The organism is Buchnera aphidicola str. Ak (Acyrthosiphon kondoi) (assembly GCF_000225445.1).
GTDB lineage: Bacteria > Pseudomonadota > Gammaproteobacteria > Enterobacterales > Enterobacteriaceae > Buchnera > Buchnera aphidicola_A.
This window is the reverse complement of sequence record NC_017256.1, coordinates 476133-494810: the sequence shown is the minus strand read 5'-3', so window position 1 is coordinate 494810 and position 18678 is coordinate 476133. Positions and strand designations below refer to the sequence as shown.

Sequence of the window (18678 nt, the reverse complement as noted above, 5' to 3'; positions counted from 1 at the left end):
AGAATACAATAAAAGGTTTTTTTTATTAAATTTCATTTTTGATCTTTTTTATAGAGATTTATATCTAGTTGAGGGTAAGGAATATTGATATTGTTTTTATCTAATTCTTTTTTAAATTTAGCCATTAAATCCCAATATACTGAATTTAAATCATGATTTTTACTCCAACAACGAACTATAAAATTTAAAGAAGATGGAGCTAATTCACTAAGACCAACAATAACATCTTTGTCTTTAATTACTCTATCTTCTTTTTCTATTACTGTGCGTAATACTTTTATTACTAAATCAATATCACTATCATATGATACACTTATAATAAATTCATTACGGCGTGCAGGTTCTCGTGAATAATTAATAATGTTACCGGAGATAATTTTATTATTAGGTACTACTACAATTTTTCCGTCTAAAGTACGGAGTGTCGTATAAAAAATATGAATATTTAATACAGTTCCTGAAACATTTCCTAAATTAACATATTCTCCAGTTTTTAATGGTCTAAGAGTAACTAATAATACACCAGCTGCAAAATTAGATAAAGATCCTTGTAAAGCTAAACCAATTGCCATACCAGCAGCTCCTAATATAGCAATGACTGATGTCGTTTGTACTCCAATTCGACCTAATGCAGCAATCAATGTAAAAGTAATAATAATATATCGCATTAATGCAGAAAGAAAACCAGCAATAGTAGCATCAATATTACGAGTAATTAATACTTGATTGACTCCATTTGATATAATTTTAGATATAAACATTCCGGCTATTAAAATAATAATAGCAGATGTTAGATTTACCATATATCCCAGCAGTAATTCTTGATTACGTATCAACCAATTTCCTGCATGATTAATATCATTTACTACATTTAATTCATCCATTATGATCTCTGTATATTTTAACTATTAGTGACTAAAAATTTTATAATTATTTATTACTATTTTTTTAATACAAGCATATCTTTTAATAAATCTACTCTTCGGAGAATATTTTTATTTATTCCCCGGAATAAAATTAAAAATTGTTATAAAATATTAAAAGCATTTAGTTCTTTAAATGATTTTTCTAATCTAGTTGACATAGATTCTTGTGATTTTCTTATCCATGATCTTGGATCATAGTATTTTTTATTAGGTTTATTTTGATCGCTTTTATTTCCTAATTGATTTTGTAAAAATTCTTTGTTTTTTTTATAAAAATTTAAAACACCATTCCATGCAGCCCATTGTATATCAGTATCAATATTCATTTTAACGATTCCATATTCAATTGATTCCTGAATTTCTTTCAAATGTGAACCTGAACCTCCATGAAATACTAAATTTAATGGATTTTTTTCTAAATTGTGTTTAGAACTCACAAAATCTTGTGAATTTTTTAAAATAATAGGTCGAAGATCAATATTACCAGGTTGATAAACACCATGTATATTACCAAAAGAAGCAGCGATGCTAAAATTTTTACTAATTTTGTTTAATTCTTCATAAGCATAATTAACATCTTGAGGTCGTGTATAAAGTAACTTTTTATCTATCGTAGTATTGTCAATACCATCTTCTTCTCCTCCTGTACATCCTAATTCTATTTCCAACATCATGTTAATATCATGCATTTTTTTTAAATATTTTTTGCATGTAGAAACATTTTCATGCAAACTTTCTTTTGATAAATCAATCATATGAGATGTAAAAAGAGGTCTATTATTATTGTTATAATATTTTTTACCTTCTTCTAATAGTTCATCAATCCATGATAATAGTTCTTTAGGACAATGATCAGTGTGAAGTATTACTGGAATTTTATAGTACTTTGCCATTAAATGTACATGTTGAGCACCAGATATAGATCCTTTCGTTGCTTGTTCTTGATTTTTTGAAAAATTATTTTTATAACCGGCAATAAAAGAAGCTCCTCCATGTGAAAATTGTATGATAACTGGAGATTTTACTTTCGCAGCGGTTTCTAAAACAGCATTTATAGAATCGGTTCCTATACAATTTATAGCTGGTATTGCAAATTGTTTTTTTTTAGCCAATTCGAATACTATTCGTGCTTCATCACCATTCATAACACCAGGTTCAATAACATTTAAAATATTCAATTTTTTTTCCTATTAATTATTTAATTTATTTTTTAAATTTTTCTTCTAACATTTCTATCGCAGGTAATTTTTTCCCTTCTATAAACTCTAGAAAAGCTCCTCCTCCAGTTGAAATATAAGAGATATTATTCTTTATGTTAAACATATCAATAACAGATAATGTATCTCCTCCTCCAGCTATAGAAAAAGCATCACAATGTGCAATTGTTTTTGCAATTGTTTCAGTTCCTTTTCTAAAATTTGGAAACTCAAATACTCCAACTGGTCCATTCCAAATAATTGTTTGAGATTTTTTTAGAATATCAACAATTTTTTCGATACTTTGATCACCAAAATCCATAATCTCCTCATCTTCTGCAATGTTATCAGGAGATTTAATTATAGATTTTTCATTTTTACAAAAATTTTTTCCAACACGAGAATCAATAGGTACAATAATATTATATTTATCGCGTAACTTTTTAGCTTCTAATATAAAATCTGGTTCATGCAATGATTTTCCTATTTGGTAATCAATAGCTAAAAAAGTATTTGCTATACCCCCACCTACTATTATCGTATCTGCAAGTTTAGATAATTTGTGTAATACATTAAATTTAGTTGATACCTTTGCACCTCCTACTATAGCTACCATTGGTCGTTTTGGTTTTTTTAATGCTTTTTTTAAAGCATTGATTTCATTTGTTAAAAGAAGCCCAGCACATGCAATTTTAACAAATTTTCCAATCCCATAAGTAGAGGATTGCATTCTATGTGCACTTCCAAAAGCATCCATTACAAATACATCACAAAGATTAGAATATTTTTTAGATAGTATTTCACTATTATTTAATTCTCCTGTATTAAAACGAGTGTTTTCTAAAATTGCAATTTCTCCTGGCTTAATTACAACGTCATCTAAAAAATTATTAGAAAAATGTATTTTTGTGCTTTTGAATTTATTTTGAAAATATTTAAATATAGGAAATAAAGAATATTTTTTTGTATAATATCCTTCTTTCGGTCTTCCTAAATGAGACATAACAATTACTTTAGCTTTTTTTTGAACAGCTAATTCGATAGTAGGAAGAGCTGCTAGTATTCTAGCATCAGATTGAATAATCCCGTTTTCTATAGGAACATTTAAATCACTTCTTATTAAAACTTTTTTTCCTGTTATATTTATTTCAGTTATCTTTTTTATACTCATGATAATACCTTTTTATAGTAATTTACGTATATTTTATTTTTTATATTTTTTTAAAAAACTTGTTTTAACCTGTTATTCTGTTAATAACAGGTTTTTAAAAAAATAATATATTTTAATTTTTAAACCATGCTCTAATTCCATCAAGAAACATTTGAGTAGAAAGCATAATTAGAACTAAACCCATTAAACGTTCTAAAGCATTAACACCTTTTGCACCAAACAATTTTAAAAATAAACCAGATAATAATAATATTATAACAGTAAAACACCATGCAATTAATAAGGACCCTACTAAATAAAACATATGATGTAAATATTGATGTGATAATAACATTAATGTTGCTAGTAAAGATGGTCCTGCTACTAACGGAATAGCTAAGGGCACTAAAAACGGCTCTTCATATGAAGAAACTTCATTGTTATTATTATCTTCAGAAGGGAAAATCATTTTAATAGCAATTAAAAATAAAATAATACCTCCAGATATTGAAACCGTTTCAGTTTTTAAATTTAGAATTATAAGTATTTTTTCTCCAACAAATAAGAATAACAGCATAACAATTAATGCTATAATCATTTCACGTATAACTACAATTCTTCGTCGTTTTGCTTCTAGATGTTTTAATATTGTCATGAATATTGGAAGATTGCCTAAAGGATCCATTATTAGAATTAGTAATATGGTCGTAGAGATTATTTCAGTCATTTTAATCTATTATATCCTTTTAAAATTATATTCTTATTTGTATACCATACTTTTTTTTGATATAAAATTATGATTTTATAGTATATTAAAAATTAAAATAGAATTTTCTATTTTAATATTTTTATTAAAAAATTTTAATATCTTTAAAAGTATATATTTTTCTTATATAAAATTTATAATTATTAATTAATATTCTTTTACCAATCATTTTCAGGAGACGGAAGAAAATTTTACTTTAACTACGTTTGTTATCTATTTGATAAAAATTATTGTTAATGTGAATTATCCGTATATTTATTAATTATGAAACTTGTGGGTTTAGTCGGTTGGCGTGGAATAGTTGGATCAGTTTTATTAAAACGAATGCAAGAAGAAAATGATTTTTCAAAAATCAAACCTGTTTTTTTTTCAACATCTCAAGCTGGTAAAAATGCTCCTATTATAAATAATATATCATATAATATTTTAGAAGATGCTTATAATATAGATTTATTAAAAGAAATGGATATTATAATTACATGTCAAGGAGGTCTTTATACTAAGAAAATTTATAGAAAATTGAGAAAAAATGGTTGGAAAGGCTATTGGATAGATGCAGCTTCTTATTTACGAATGAAAAGTGATTCTGTGATTATATTAGATCCAGTTAATTATAATTTTATACAGAATTCTATAGATATAGGAATCAAGACTTTTGTAGGAGGAAATTGTACTGTTAGTTTAATGTTAATGTCTTTAGGAGGATTATTTCAAAAAGAATTAATTGAGTGGATTTCTGTATCTACTTATCAAGCAGCATCTGGTGCAGGAGCTCGTCATATCATAGAATTATTGAATCAAATGGGAATGATGTATAACGTTGTTGCCAAAGATTTGTTAAAAAATTCTCTTTCAATATTAAATATTGAACAGAAAGTAACTCAAATATCTCGTAGTTTTAATTTCCCTGTAGAAAACTTTTCTGTGCCCTTAGCTGGTAGCTTAATACCTTGGATCGATATAGAAATGAGTAATGGTCAAAGTCGAGAAGAATGGAAAGGACAAGCTGAAACTAACAAAATTTTAGGAAATAAAAATCAAGTTTTAATTGATGGTATATGCGTGCGAATAGGTTCACTTCGTTGTCACAGTCAATCATTTATTATTAAATTAAAACAAGATCTTTCTTTAGAAAATATTGAAGAGATAATCGAGCATCATAATCAATGGGTTAATGTTATTCCAAATAATATAGAAGATACATTATTGAAATTAACTCCTTCTGTCGTAACTAATACATTAAATATACCAATAGGTCGTTTAAGAAAATTAAATATGGGTAAAAAATATTTATCTGCTTTTACTGTTGGTGATCAACTATTATGGGGTGCTGCAGAACCTTTAAGAAGAATGTTAAACATACTAATTGATGTATAATGTATTTTTTATTATTAGAACAATAAAATTTTTCTTAATATATACACTATATTTTTTTATATATACAATGATCATGTATATTAAAATGTGAAGTGTATATATTAAATTTTTTTATACGAAATTTTTTATAAAGTCTTTAAAATTTACAATCCTTTTTTTAATAAATATCGGTAAGGCTTAACTTGTATTTCATGTGTTAACAATTGATGCTCCATGAAATAACAAAAATTTGGAATATCTCTTTTAGTTGTAGGATCATCTGATAAAATTAATATTTCTTCATTATTTTTCATATTACGAATGGTTTTTCTTATTACCATGATTGATTCTGGACATCTCAGTCCAATTAAATTCAAAATAATATTTTTTTTCTTCATTTTTTTAATTGAATATATTCAAATTGATTTTACATTTGAGTGTTGTAAAAAATAAAATAAAAGAATTAAGAGCACTATTTATTATTATAGTATAATTTTTTAAACAAAATGTAATTATTTACAACAGGAGGTAAGAGTGAATGAGAACTTTTCCCTATAAAATAATTTTTTCTTATTCTAGTAGAAGAAATATTGATAAGAGGTATTCTTGAAAAGAAAATCAAACCAAATGATTTCTGATGTAATAAATTACAATCGTATACAATATGAGATTTAATCCATTTTTCTAATTCATTATTATTTTTTTTTTTATGTTTTCTAGGACAAATCAACAAGTGAGAGTACAATAATATTTTTTTCCAATCTTTCCAGAGATAGAATTTTTGCAAGTTATCTTCTCCTATTATAAAACATAAAGGTCTTAAATAACTTATTTCTTCTCTAATTTTTTTTAGTGTATCTATAGTATAGAAACATTTATTTTTTTTTGTTTCTAAATAACTTATTTCAAATAAAGAATGATTATTAATAGCAAGTTTAATCATATTTATTTTATCTGATAAAGATGTTTGAGTTTTATCGCGATGAGGAGGACAATTATTTGGTAGAAATATTATTTTTTCTATGTTAATTTCTTTTGCTAACTTTTTAGCGGAATAAATATGTCCATAGTGAATAGGATCAAAATTCCCACCGAAAATTCCATATAACTTTTTCATTTTTTATTATTTTATATATACATGTTAGTTGCATAATATTAAAGTTAGTTTTTGTAATTGATTCCAAACATGATTATTATAATTTTTTTTAATGTTTATTTCTATTTGTACAAGAATATTAATTGCTTTTAATAAATTATTATTATTAATTTTTTTAAGAGCACTTATAAAAAATTTATGTCTCGAACTCCAAATATTATGTTTTTTCATAATAAAGTGGATACTTAATTGTTTTTCACGTTTAATATAAATTAATTTTAATAAATCTTTTTGCAAGGAACGTATTAAAAAAAGAGGATTGTATTGTTTTTTAAAAAAAATATTTAATATATAAATGGCTTTTTCTGCTTGACCTAAAAATATAGAATTAACCCAATATATTGGATAAAAATCAAAAAAATCAATAATGATTTTTTTTATTTTTTCTGTTGTGATAAAAGTATTAGGCCATGTTATTAATAGTATATCTAAAATTTTATATATAAATAAAGTATCTCCTTCGTAATATTTACATAGTAAAAAAAACGCTTTTTCTTCTATATTTATATTTTTTTCTTGAATTTCATATTTAAGCCAACGAATAAAATGTAATTCATATGGTGTAAAACAAGAAACTATATCACAATTTTCAAATTTATCTAATAATTTATTTTTTTGAACAAAACTAGATAAATGATTAAATTTTAATATTATTAAAATATCTAGATTCAATGATGAATAGACTCTATGCATTTTTTTTATTAATATTGGATTTAATTTCTTCATAAGAAAATTCACTACTAAAGTAGTTTTTTTGAAAAATAAATTTTTATTTTCGTAAAAAAAAACAATTTTTTCCCAATCTTTATCCTTCTCTATATTAATTATTACTTTTTCTAAAAATCCTTTTTCAAATGCAAAATTTAATATTAAACGTTGGTTTTTTTCTGATAAAAATAGATCATCTCCTAAAAAAATATAAAAATAATTTAATTTCTGCATTAATTTTTTTTTTAGTTTATCTGGATTTATATGATTCATATAAGTAACAGTATGTTTTAAATTTTATATTACAAAATTTATTATTTTATTTGGAATATGTATTATTTTTTTTATATTAATATTTTTCAAATATTTTTTAATAATAGGATGGCTTTGTGCATGTAAAACTATTTTTTCTTTATTTAAATCATTTGATATTTTTGTCGTACATCGTGTTTTTCCATTAATTTGAATTACAATAAGATGATATTTCTTAGATAGAATGTCTTTTTGAAAGACAGGCCATGTTTCATTATCAATAGGAATATTTTCATTAAAATAATTCCAGACAAAAAAACAAAAATGAGGTGTAAATGGATAGAGCATTTTAATTATACAAATTAAAGATTCTCGCATAATAGATTTATCTTGCTCTTCTTTTATAGGAGCTTTTATTAATTGATTAACTAACTCCATGATTGAGGAAATAGCCGTATTAAATGCTTGTCGACGACTCACATCATCAGAAACTTTAGCAATGGTTTTGTGTAATTTATAGCGTAATTCACTTTGTTGATCGTTTAAAAAATTAAAGTTCATTTTTTGATGTGTATTTTGTATATTGATATAATTGAGTATGAGTTTCCAAAGTTTTTTTAAAAAACGATATATTCCTTTTACACCAGATTCTTTCCATTCTAGTGACGATTCTACCGGAGCAGAAAACATGATAAATAAACGAATTGTATCAGCTCCATAAGATTGGATTATTAGTTCTGGTTCAATTCCATTATTTTTTGATTTAGACATTTTAATCATTCCTGCATATACTAATTCTTTTCCTTCTCTAGTACAGGATTTAATGATTTCTCCTTTTGCATTACGTTTAATTAATACTGATGATGAATGAAACCAATTTCTCTGAAAGTTGCTATCGATTTCATAAAATGCTTCAGACAGAACCATTCCTTGACATAATAAATTTTTTACAGGTTCATCAAAATCAACTAGTTTAAAATCACGCAGTAATTTGTGATAAAATCTAAAATACATTAAGTGCATAATCGCATGTTCTATTCCACCAATATATTGATCAACGGGTAACCAATATTTTGATGCTATTGGATCAATCATGCCTGTATTAAAGTTTGGACAAGTATATCTTGCATAGTACCAAGACGACTCTATAAATGTATCAAAAGTATCTGTTTCTCTAATAGCACTTTCACTATTAATAAGAATTTGAGCCCAATTAGAATTAGAATCAATAGGTTTTTTAAATAAATCGAGATTTTTTTCAATTTTTGGTAAAGTTACAGGCAAATTATTTTCTGGTATAGATACTATTTCTCCGTTTTTTAATGTTGCCATTGGAATAGGTGTTCCCCAATACCGCTGTCTTGATACACACCAGTCTTGCAATTTATAATTAATTTTTTCTTTTAATATTTTTTTTTGGTACAATATTTTTTTTATTTTTTTACTACTATCTTTAAAATTTAATCCATTGAATTCATCAGAATTAAATAATTTTCCTTTTATGTCTATAAAAGAAGAATTTGACTCTGGATGATTAGGATTCGAAACAACGTATTTAATTTTTAAATTATTTTTAACTGCAAAATACCAATCATTTTCATTATGTCCAGGAATGGATAGTACTGCATCAGTACCGTATTCTTTTATAGTAAAATTTGAAATCCAAATTGGTATTTTTTTTTCTGTAATCGGATGTATAACAAACAAATCTGTATTAATTCCTATATATTTAACTTTTTTAAATTCTTCTTGTGAGATATATTTATATTTTTTTATAAAATTTTTAATTATTTTGTTATTTTTCGATATATTTGTAGATAATTCATGACAAGCGGATATTGAAACATGTGTAACACCCATTATAAGATCTAATCTATTAATAAACACTTTTAATGTTTGATGAGTATTGAAAACGTTTAAGGTGATTTGAAATCCTTTTATACGTCCAATCCAATTTTTTTGCATGTTTTTTACGTTTTCAGGCCAGTGATTTAATTTTTTTAAATCTTGATATAAAGATTCAGCATAATTTCTTATTTTTATAAACCACTGTGGAATTTTTTTTGTTATGATCTTATTCTGACATCTCCAACAACAGCCATTGATAACTTGTTCATTAGCTAAAACAGTTTTATCATAATCACACCAATTAACTAAACTATTTTTTTTATAGACTAGTTTTTTTTCATGTAATTTAGTAAAAAACCACTGTTCCCAACGATAATATTCTGGATGACATGTAGTAATTTCACGACTCCAGTCATAACTGAAACCTAGTGATTGCAGTTGTTTTTTCATGTATTGAATATTTTTTTTAGTCCAAGAAAAAGGAGTTGTTTTATTTTTTATAGCTGCTTCTTCAGCAGGTAAACCAAAAGCGTCCCATCCCATAGGTTGCAAGACATTTTTTCCTAGCATTCTTTGATATCTAGCAATAACATCGCTAATAGTATAATTTCTAACATGACCCATATGTAATTTTCCAGAAGGATATGGGAGCATAGGAAGACAATAATATTTTTCTTTTTTAAAATCTTCTTTAACTTCAAAAGTTTTATTTTTTTTCCAATACTCTTGTACGTAATTTTCTATTTTTTTTGGAGAATATTCTTTTTCCATATTTTTCTCTGAAAGAAATACTTGATAAATATAATATTTTTTATTTTTTGAATATAAGAATTAGTTTTATTATTATTCTATTAGAACTGGTATGTTATTTTCTGGAATCGTTACATGTATTTGTATAACTTTCCTACTGTCTGCTATAGAAATTTTAAAAGAATAACCATCAATATTGATACTTTCTCCTCGAGTTGGTAAATGACCAAACTCTTTCATTACTAATCCTCCTATAGTATCTACTTCTTCATCACTAAAATTAGTATTAAATGTTTCATTAAATTCTTTTATTTCTGTAAGTGCTCTAATAGAAAATGTGCATTTTTGTAGTTTTCTGATATTTAATGTTTCTTCATCATCATATTCATCTTCGATTTCTCCAACTATTAATTCAAGTATATCTTCTATAGTTACTAAACCTGAAACAGCTCCAAATTCATCTATAACTATAGCCATATGATTTCTTTTTGAACGAAATTCTTTTAACATTCTATCTACATATTTACTTTCTGGTACTACAACAGCTGGTCGTAATATATTTTTGATGCAAAAAATATTTTTTGAATTTTTTATAAATGGTAATAAATCTTTAGCAATTAAAAACCCTTCAACATAATTATTATCGCTACTCATAACTGGAAAACGTGAATGTGCAGACTCAATGATAATATCAAGACATTTATTTAAATTATAATTTAGTTTTAATGTTATCATTTGTGTTCTTGGGATCATGATTTCTTTTATTCTTTTTTTGGCGATATGCATAACCCCTTCTAACATATCGCAAGTATCTTGATCAATCAGTTCATTTTGTTCTGAATCACGAATTAATACTAACAGTTCTTCTCTATTTTTAGGTTCATCATGAAAAATTTGATTTAATAAAATAGAAAAAAAACCTTTTCTATTTATTTTACCACAATTTGGTAAATGCTTATCACTCATAGTATTAGATTGTCTATTTAAAAATATGTTCTACTATTCTATTGTAGAAATGTCTTAGTTAAAATATCTTTTATAAAAGATTAATAATTTTTTAAGATATATGGTTTATTATAATTTAAAGATAGCATTATTTTATTTTCAATTTTTTCCATAATATTTGCTTCTTTAGAATTTTGATGATCATATCCCAATAGATGTAGTATTCCATGTATTGTTATATGAGCCCAATGTGATTCTAATGATTTATTATATTTTAAAGATTCTTTTTCTATTATATTTTTACATAATACTAAATCTCCTAATAATTTGTGATTTATTTTAATAAATTTATTAACAGGAAATGATAAAATATTTGTTGGTTTGTTTTTATTTCTATAAATAAAATTTAATTTTTTAATTTCTAATTCATCCACAATACGAATTGTTACAATATTAATGTTTTTTTTTTATATAAAACTTTTTGCGTCCATTTTTTAAAATGTAATTTTTTTGGTATATTGTGATTTTTTTTACAACAAATTTGAAGGTTTATAATAATATTTTTCATATATTTTAATTCGATTATTATTAGAATAATTTACCTTTTAATGAATGAGTATGTATTTTTTCAATTTTTACATCAACAAATTCTCCAATCATTTTAGGAGAACCTTCAAAAGTAACAATTCTATTGTTTTCTGTTCGTCCATATAGGTGCATGATATTTTTATCAGAAACACCTTCTACTAAAATAGACTGTACACTTCCGAACATTTTTCTACTCCACAACATTGTTTGTATATTTATAAGATTTTGTAAAAGATATAAACGTCTTTTTTTTTCTTTTATATCAAGATAATCTTCCATTTGAGAAGCAGGTGTCCCAGGTCTATTAGAGTATATGAAACTAAAACTCATATCAAAATTAATATTTTTTATAAAGCTCATAGTTTGTTGAAAATCTATTTCAGACTCACCAGGAAAACCAACAATAAAATCAGAACTGATTTGAATATTAGGTCTAGCAATAATTAGTTTTTTGACAATAGACTGGTAATCTTCTATTGTATAGGATCGCTTCATTAAATTAAGAATTTTATTCGAACCACTTTGTACAGGAAGATGTAAAAAACTAGCTAGTTTTGGTGTATCTTGATATACTTCAATAATATCATCAGTAAATTCAAGTGGGTTACTAGTAGTAAAACGAATTCTATCAATACCGTCTATTTCCGCGACTAATCTTATTAATTCTGAAAAATAACAAATTTTTCCATTAAATGTCGGACCTTGATACGCGTTAACATTTTGTCCTAATAAGTTAATTTCTCTTACCCCTTGTTTTGCTAAAATTGATATTTCAAACAAAACATCATCACATGGACGACTAATTTCATTTCCTCTTGTATATGGTACTACACAAAATGAACAATATTTATTACATCCTTCCATAATAGAAATATCTGCCGTATATCCTTTTTTTTTAGGTTCTAAAGAATATTTAAATTTTTCTAATTTAGGAAAGCTAATATCAATAGATAATTTACGTTTTTTTTCTACTTCAGAAATCATGTTTGGTAATCTGTGTAAAGTTTGAGTTCCAAATATGATATCTACATAATTTGCTCTTTTAAAAATTTCTTTGCCTTCTTGAGTTGCAACACAACCTCCTACGGCAATAATCACTTGTGGGTTATTATTTTTTAATTTCTTCCATCTTCCAAGTTGATGAAAAACTTTTTCTTGAGCTTTTTCTCTTATAGAACAAGTATTTAATATTAAAATATCAGCATTTTCTGCTGATTTAGTAAATAAATATTTATTTTTTTTCTGTAATAAAGTAACTATCATAGATGAATCATATTCATTCATTTGACAGCCCCAAGTTTTTATATATATATTTTTTGTATGCATAAAAATTAATCCATTTCAATCTGCAAAAATATTATTTCTATATTTATTTTTAACTTTTTTTATATAGATATTTTTCCTTTAATAGAAGGATAAGGATGATATCCAATAATTTTAAAATCTTGAAAAGAATAATGAAATAATGACTGAGGTTTTTTAAGAATTATTAATTCTGGAAGTTTTCGAGGTGTTCTAAGTATTTGTTTTTGTGCTAATTCAAGATGATTATTGTACAAGTGAACATCACCTCCTGTCCATAAAAATTCTCCAACTTTTAAATTACATTGTTGTGCTATCATATGTATGAGTATCGAATAACTAGCTATATTAAAAGGTAGTCCGAGAAATACGTCACAAGAACGTTGGTATAGTTGACAACTTAATGTGTTTTTAAAAACATAGAATTGGAATAGAACATGACAAGGAGGTAATCTCATTTTATCTATATCTCCAACGTTCCAACTAGAAACCAATATTCTACGAGAATCAGGATTTTTTTTTAATTGTATTAATATATTTTTTATTTGATCAATTTTATTTCCTTCTAATGTATTCCAACTTCTCCATTGTTTTCCGTATATCGGACCAACATTACCATGTTCATCTGCCCAATTATTCCAAATGGATATTTTATTTTGATTAAGATAATCAATATTAGTATCTCCTTTTAAAAACCATAAAAGTTCATGAATAATAGATGGAATATGACATTTTTTGGTTGTAAGAAGTGGAAAACCTTGTTTTAAATTAAACTTCATATTATAACCAAAAATAGATAAAGTTCCTGTTCCTGTGCGATCTTGTTTTTTGTTTCCAATCTTAATTATTTTTTTGATCAATTTAATATATTGTTTCATAATTTCTCACGATCTATTTTTTATAGAAAGATTGATACATAATAATTAATCCAGAAATAATCATGGGAATTGATAATAATTGTCCCATAGTTATTATGTTTTTTAATAGCCCTATTTGAGGATCCGGTTCTCTAAAAAACTCTATAAATATTCTAAACACTCCATAAAAAATTAAAAATAAACTGCTGATCCTACCTATTGGTCTATCTTTTTTTGAGAAAAAGTAAATTATAAAAAATAGAATAATGCCTTCTAAAAAAAATTCGTATAATTGCGAAGGATGGCGCGGTAATGCTCCATATTTGTCTAATAATGGTTGTAACTGAGGGTATTTTTTTACTATCTCTAGGTCTCGACTATAAGAATTAGGAAAAATCATTGCATATGAAAAATTTGGTGATACACGACCCCATAATTCACTGTTAATAAAATTCCCTAATCGTCCAGCACCTAAACCAAAAGGTATTAGTGGCGTTATAAAATCAGATATTTCTAATATTTTTCTTTTATATTTAAAAGAGAAATATAACATTACAATTATAGCACCTATTAATCCCCCATGAAATGACATTCCTCCTTCCCATATATGAAATATGCATAATATGTTTTGAGAAAAATATGGGAAGTTATAAAAAATAATATATCCTATTCTTCCTCCAATACAGGATCCTAAAAAAACAGAATATAATAATGTATTTATTTTTTTTTCATACCATGCATTTTTATTTTTTATAATACATTTTTTCCCGTACCATACTGCAAATAAAAAACCAATTATATACATAAAACCATACCAACGAGCAGATATAGGACCAATAGTGAAAATTATAGGATTTAAGTTAGGAAAAAAGATGTACATATATTTAGATCATATCCCTTTTAAAAAAAAATTATTTCTCTAAATTTAATATTTCTTCAATTGTTTGACGTCTTCGAATTACAAAAGAATTATTATTTTTTAATAATATTTCTGGAATAAGTGGTCTTGTGTTGTAATTAGATGACATTGAAGCACCATAAGCCCCTGTATCATGAAAAATTAAATAATCTCCTACTTTTATAATAGGTAATTTTCTTGTTTGAACAGTTCCTCCTTCTTTTTGTGTAAAAATATCTCCTGATTCACATAAAGGACCAGCTACAACAGTATCAATCATTTCTTTTTCGTTGATATTTCTATTATCTCCAGAAATAACAGATATATGATGATAGCTTCCATACATAGTTGGTCTCATTAAATCATTGAATCCAACATCTACTAAAACAAAATTTTTTCTACCCATTTTTTTTGTAGCCCATACTCTTGAAATTAAAAGACCTGATTCTGCCACTAGAAATCTTCCAGGTTCAATTTCTAACTGAATTTTTTCGCCTAAAAATTCAGATATTTTTTTTCTTGCTAGATCCCATAACATAAAGTATTTTTCTACATCAATGGCTGGATCATTGAATTTATAGGGTATAGGTAATCCTCCACCAACAGAAATAGATGATATTTTTTGTTTTAACTGAAAAACATGTTTAATCATAGATTGGCAAACTTTTGTTAAATGTAAATAATTAACTCCTGAGCCTATATGCATATGTAAACCTATTAATTTTAATTTATATTTTTCTATGATTGGTATTGCAAGTTTAGGTTGCCAAATGCCATGTTTGCTATTTTCTCCTCCAGTATTAGTTTTTTTGCTATGTCCATATCCAAATCTCGGATTGATTCTCAACCAAACATGATGACCTGGTGACACTTTTCCTAATTGTTTTAACATATCTAATGAACCAGCGTTTACTGGTATTTTAAAATCAACTACTTTAGATAAAGTTTCTTGATCTAAAATATCTGCAGTGAAAATTATTTCATTTGTTTTAGGTTTAAATCCAGATGATAAAGCTCGTTCAATTTCACCTAATGAAACAGCATCTATTTTTACTTTTTTATCTTTCATTAATCGTAATATATTAATATTTGAACAAGATTTTTGAGCAAATCTAATAACATCAAATTTTTTTAATAATTTTATTTTTTTGTATATGATATCAGAATCATAAACCCAAAATGGAGGTTGATATTTTTTTATTAGATCTTTAATTGTTTTTATATTAAGATTGTTTTTAGTATTATTTAAAATTTGTGGCATTTGATGTCTCATAAAATTTTTTTTCTATCTTTCGAAAGAAAAGTTTTTAATTGATAAAAACTATTTTTGAAAAGTACGTAGTGTTGGAAACAAGATAACATCACGAATACTAACTTGATTTGTTAATATCATAATTAAACGATCTATTCCAATGCCTAAACCTGATGTTGGTGGTAAACCATATGTCAATGCTTCTATGTAATCGTGATCATAAAATATATTTTTATTATCTTCTTTGTTTGATTTTTTAATTTGATTTAAAAATCGTTTTTTTTGATCCTCTACATCGTTGAGTTCTGAAAATCCATTTCCTATTTCATATCCAGCAATAAAAAGTTCAAATCTATCAGTTGTATCTGGATTAATGTCATTCCGTCTTGCTAACGGAGAAACTTCTACTGGATATTGAGTAATAAATGTTGGTTGAATTAATTTTTTTTCTACCGTTTTTTCAAATATTTCAGTTTCAATTTGACCACGTCCCCATTTTTTTTCTACTTTTATACCTATGAATTTTGCAAATTTTTTTATTTTATCGAAATCTTCTAAATCAGATAATTTAATTGTTGGATTAAATTGAAGGATGGCATTTTTCATAGTTAATCTATGAAATGGTTTGCTAAAATCAAAAATGTTTTTATGAAAAAAAACTTTAGTGTCATTAAAAAGTAATTTTGTAATATTTTTAAAAAGATTTTCTATTAATTGCATCATGTCTTCATAGTCAGAATATGCAATATATGCTTCCATCATTGTAAATTCTGGATTATGTCGGGCAGATACTCCTTCATTACGAAAATTTCTATTAAGTTCAAAAATACGTTCGAAACCACCTACGATTAATTTTTTTAAGTATAATTCAGGAGCTATTCTTAAATACATTTTAGCATTAATTTCATTGTGATAAGTAACAAAAGGACGAGCATTTGCTCCTCCGGGAATACTTTGTAACATTGGAGTTTCTACTTCTAAAAAATCATTTTCTGTCATAAAATTACGAATTGCCATTATAATATTAGAACGCTTTTTAAAAACATCATTTAATTTGTTATTACTAATTAAATCTAGATATCTTTTTCGATAACGTAATTCTTGATTAGACAGACCATGAAATTTATCTGGTAAGGGTTTTAATGATTTGTTAAGTATTTTTATATTTTTACAATAAACAGATAATTCTCCTGTTTTAGTTTTAAATAATATTCCAATAACACCTAAAATATCTCCAATATCCCATTTTTTAAAATCAGTATAATCAATATCAGATAATATATTTTTTTCTTTTATATAGATTTGTATTTTTCCTTCCATATCTTGAAGCGTGAAAAAAGAAGCTTTTCCCATAATACGTCTTTGTATCATACGACCGGCAATAGACACTTCAATATTTAATACTTTAAGTTCATTACCATCTTTTATTCCATATGTTTGATAGATTTTTTTTGAAGTGGTATTTCGTTTGAATTTATTTGGAAAAGAAAATCCTATTGTTTTCATATCAATAAGTTTTTTTTCTCTTATTTTTATCTCATTAGTAGAACTATCGTTGTCATTATTATGATTTTTCTTTACTTCCAACATTTTTGTCCCTTACAATCCAATTATTAGACTTTGTTCGATAAAATTATCTATATCACCATCTAAAACAGATTGAACATTGTTTGTTTCAATACCAGTACGTAGATCTTTTATTTTTGAGTTATCTAATATATATGAGCGTATTTGATTGCCCCAGGTTATATCTGATTTATTATTCTCTATTTTTTGTTTTTCTTCTTGTCTTTTTCTTATTTGCATTTCATATAGCTTTGCTTTCATTTGTTTTATTGCTTCTTCTTTATTTTTATGTTGAGAACGATTATTTTGACATTGAGTAACAACATTTGTAGGTAAATGAGTAATTCGAACAGCTGATTCTGTTCTATTCACATGTTGACCTCCAGCACCAGATGCTCTATAAACATCAATTCTTAGATCAGATGTTTCAAAGTTGATATCAATTTTATCATCTGTATCTGGATATATGAAAACTGAACTAAAAGAAGTATGACGTCTTTTACTCGAATCAAAAGGACTTTTTCTAATTAAACGATGTATCCCTGTTTCTGTTCTTAGCCATCCAAAAGCATATTCTCCGCTGATTTTGATAGTAGAGGATTTAATTCCAACTATCTCTCCAACAGATTCATGAATAATTTCCGTATGAAATCCTTTTCTATCAGCCCATTTTAAATACATTCTAAGTAATATTTTAGACCAATCTTGTGCTTCTGTTCCTCCTGAACCAGATTGTATATCAATATAACAATTACAGTGATCATTTTTTTTTGAAAACATACGATAAAATTCAAGTTTTTTTATCTTTTTTTCTATTTTTTGTATTTCTATAAAAGAGTCATTCAGTACTATATGATCTTCTGTTTCTATTGCCAATTCTAAAAAAATAATTGCTTCTATTATTTTGTTTTCTATTTCATCAATATTTTTAATGACAGAACTTAATAAAAATTTTTCTTTATTAAGTTTTTTAATGGATTTTTGTTTTTCCCACGTTTCAGGTAACGATAATTCTAAATTAATTTCTGAAAGACGCGATTCTTTTTTATTATAGTCAAAGATACCTCTTAAGATCTTGTATACGTTTTTTGAAAATTTTAATTTGATTAGTAATCATATTTGTTTCTAACATAATTTTATAGTTCTTCTTTTAATTTAATTT

Annotated in this window: 17 protein-coding genes; 1 reads left to right on the top strand and 16 read right to left on the bottom strand. The window is 25.3% G+C overall.

The features are described from left to right. Positions 1–32: 32 nt before the first annotated feature. The 4 genes from mscS to BAKON_RS02285 all read right to left on the bottom strand — a co-directional run bounded on the left by mscS (position 33) and on the right by BAKON_RS02285 (position 3999). Positions 33–884, bottom strand: coding sequence for a small-conductance mechanosensitive channel MscS (mscS, locus tag BAKON_RS02300; RefSeq protein WP_014499590.1), 852 nt, complete (start codon positions 882–884; stop codon positions 33–35). Positions 885–1027: 143 nt separating this feature from the next. After that, a complete protein-coding gene (gene fbaA, locus BAKON_RS02295; protein WP_014499589.1) occupies positions 1028–2104 on the bottom strand; it encodes a class II fructose-bisphosphate aldolase in 1077 nt (358 codons plus the stop codon). Between the two features lie 25 nt (positions 2105–2129). Next, positions 2130–3293 (bottom strand): phosphoglycerate kinase, encoded by a 1164-nt coding sequence (locus BAKON_RS02290; RefSeq protein ID WP_014499588.1) that lies wholly within the window; start codon positions 3291–3293, stop codon positions 2130–2132. 112 nt (positions 3294–3405) lie between these two features. Then, positions 3406–3999 (bottom strand): YhgN family NAAT transporter, encoded by a 594-nt coding sequence (locus tag BAKON_RS02285; protein ID WP_014499587.1) that lies wholly within the window; start codon positions 3997–3999, stop codon positions 3406–3408. 303 nt (positions 4000–4302) lie between these two features. Here BAKON_RS02285 and asd point away from each other — a divergent pair, with 303 nt between their 5' ends. After that, positions 4303–5415 (top strand): aspartate-semialdehyde dehydrogenase, encoded by a 1113-nt coding sequence (gene asd / locus BAKON_RS02280; protein ID WP_014499586.1) that lies wholly within the window; start codon positions 4303–4305, stop codon positions 5413–5415. Positions 5416–5558: 143 nt separating this feature from the next. On the opposite strand, the gene tusA is transcribed toward asd, so the two are convergent. The 12 genes from tusA to prfB all read right to left on the bottom strand — a co-directional run bounded on the left by tusA (position 5559) and on the right by prfB (position 18648). Then, on the bottom strand, positions 5559–5792 hold the full coding sequence (gene tusA / locus BAKON_RS02275; RefSeq protein WP_014499585.1) for a sulfurtransferase TusA: 234 nt from the start codon (positions 5790–5792) through the stop codon (positions 5559–5561). A gap of 74 nt (positions 5793–5866) precedes the next feature. Continuing rightward, on the bottom strand, positions 5867–6511 hold the full coding sequence (nadD, locus tag BAKON_RS02270) for a nicotinate-nucleotide adenylyltransferase (protein ID WP_014499584.1): 645 nt from the start codon (positions 6509–6511) through the stop codon (positions 5867–5869). Between the two features lie 24 nt (positions 6512–6535). Beyond that, the gene (gene holA, locus BAKON_RS02265) at positions 6536–7531 is read right to left on the bottom strand and encodes a DNA polymerase III subunit delta (RefSeq protein ID WP_014499583.1); all 996 of its coding nucleotides are present in this window, start codon (positions 7529–7531) and stop codon (positions 6536–6538) included. A gap of 24 nt (positions 7532–7555) precedes the next feature. After that, a complete protein-coding gene (leuS, locus tag BAKON_RS02260) occupies positions 7556–10129 on the bottom strand; it encodes a leucine--tRNA ligase (protein WP_014499582.1) in 2574 nt (857 codons plus the stop codon). 72 nt (positions 10130–10201) lie between these two features. Beyond that, positions 10202–11074, bottom strand: a complete 873-nt coding sequence (gene corC / locus BAKON_RS02255) for a CNNM family magnesium/cobalt transport protein CorC (RefSeq protein ID WP_014499581.1) — start codon at positions 11072–11074, stop codon at positions 10202–10204. A gap of 80 nt (positions 11075–11154) precedes the next feature. Next, positions 11155–11487, bottom strand: coding sequence for an rRNA maturation RNase YbeY (ybeY, locus tag BAKON_RS02250; RefSeq protein WP_014499580.1), 333 nt, complete (start codon positions 11485–11487; stop codon positions 11155–11157). Between the two features lie 154 nt (positions 11488–11641). Continuing rightward, a complete protein-coding gene (miaB, locus tag BAKON_RS02245) occupies positions 11642–12967 on the bottom strand; it encodes a tRNA (N6-isopentenyl adenosine(37)-C2)-methylthiotransferase MiaB (RefSeq protein ID WP_014499579.1) in 1326 nt (441 codons plus the stop codon). Between the two features lie 59 nt (positions 12968–13026). Beyond that, positions 13027–13821 (bottom strand): thymidylate synthase, encoded by a 795-nt coding sequence (thyA, locus tag BAKON_RS02240; protein ID WP_014499578.1) that lies wholly within the window; start codon positions 13819–13821, stop codon positions 13027–13029. A 13-nt stretch (positions 13822–13834) separates the two neighbouring features. After that, on the bottom strand, positions 13835–14680 hold the full coding sequence (lgt, locus tag BAKON_RS02235) for a prolipoprotein diacylglyceryl transferase (RefSeq protein ID WP_014499577.1): 846 nt from the start codon (positions 14678–14680) through the stop codon (positions 13835–13837). Between the two features lie 31 nt (positions 14681–14711). Continuing rightward, a complete protein-coding gene (gene lysA / locus BAKON_RS02230; protein ID WP_014499576.1) occupies positions 14712–15959 on the bottom strand; it encodes a diaminopimelate decarboxylase in 1248 nt (415 codons plus the stop codon). A 60-nt stretch (positions 15960–16019) separates the two neighbouring features. Continuing rightward, on the bottom strand, positions 16020–17540 hold the full coding sequence (gene lysS, locus BAKON_RS02225) for a lysine--tRNA ligase (RefSeq protein ID WP_014499575.1): 1521 nt from the start codon (positions 17538–17540) through the stop codon (positions 16020–16022). Between the two features lie 9 nt (positions 17541–17549). Next, positions 17550–18648 (bottom strand): peptide chain release factor 2 gene (prfB, locus tag BAKON_RS02220; RefSeq protein ID WP_193372670.1). Its coding sequence is split into 2 segments (ribosomal slippage): positions 17550–18572 and positions 18574–18648, totalling 1098 coding nucleotides; the frame shifts between segments, so codons are not numbered across the junction. Between the last annotated feature and the right edge of the window lie 30 nt (positions 18649–18678).

Bases quoted from the DNA above. Each gene is read 5' to 3' on its own strand.
- mscS (WP_014499590.1), bottom strand. From the start codon at position 884: ATGGATGAATTAAATGTAGTAAATGATATTAATCATGCAGGAAATTGG.
- BAKON_RS02290 (WP_014499588.1), bottom strand. From the start codon at position 3,293: ATGAGTATAAAAAAGATAACTGAAATAAATATAACAGGAAAAAAAGTT.
- BAKON_RS02285 (WP_014499587.1), bottom strand. From the start codon at position 3,999: ATGACTGAAATAATCTCTACGACCATATTACTAATTCTAATAATGGAT.
- asd (WP_014499586.1), top strand. From the start codon at position 4,303: ATGAAACTTGTGGGTTTAGTCGGTTGGCGTGGAATAGTTGGATCAGTT.
- tusA (WP_014499585.1), bottom strand. From the start codon at position 5,792: ATGAAGAAAAAAAATATTATTTTGAATTTAATTGGACTGAGATGTCCA.
- nadD (WP_014499584.1), bottom strand. From the start codon at position 6,511: ATGAAAAAGTTATATGGAATTTTCGGTGGGAATTTTGATCCTATTCAC.
- holA (WP_014499583.1), bottom strand. From the start codon at position 7,531: ATGAATCATATAAATCCAGATAAACTAAAAAAAAAATTAATGCAGAAA.
- leuS (WP_014499582.1), bottom strand. From the start codon at position 10,129: ATGGAAAAAGAATATTCTCCAAAAAAAATAGAAAATTACGTACAAGAG.
- corC (WP_014499581.1), bottom strand. From the start codon at position 11,074: ATGAGTGATAAGCATTTACCAAATTGTGGTAAAATAAATAGAAAAGGT.
- miaB (WP_014499579.1), bottom strand. From the start codon at position 12,967: ATGCATACAAAAAATATATATATAAAAACTTGGGGCTGTCAAATGAAT.
- thyA (WP_014499578.1), bottom strand. From the start codon at position 13,821: ATGAAACAATATATTAAATTGATCAAAAAAATAATTAAGATTGGAAAC.
- lgt (WP_014499577.1), bottom strand. From the start codon at position 14,680: ATGTACATCTTTTTTCCTAACTTAAATCCTATAATTTTCACTATTGGT.
- lysA (WP_014499576.1), bottom strand. From the start codon at position 15,959: ATGCCACAAATTTTAAATAATACTAAAAACAATCTTAATATAAAAACA.
- lysS (WP_014499575.1), bottom strand. From the start codon at position 17,540: ATGTTGGAAGTAAAGAAAAATCATAATAATGACAACGATAGTTCTACT.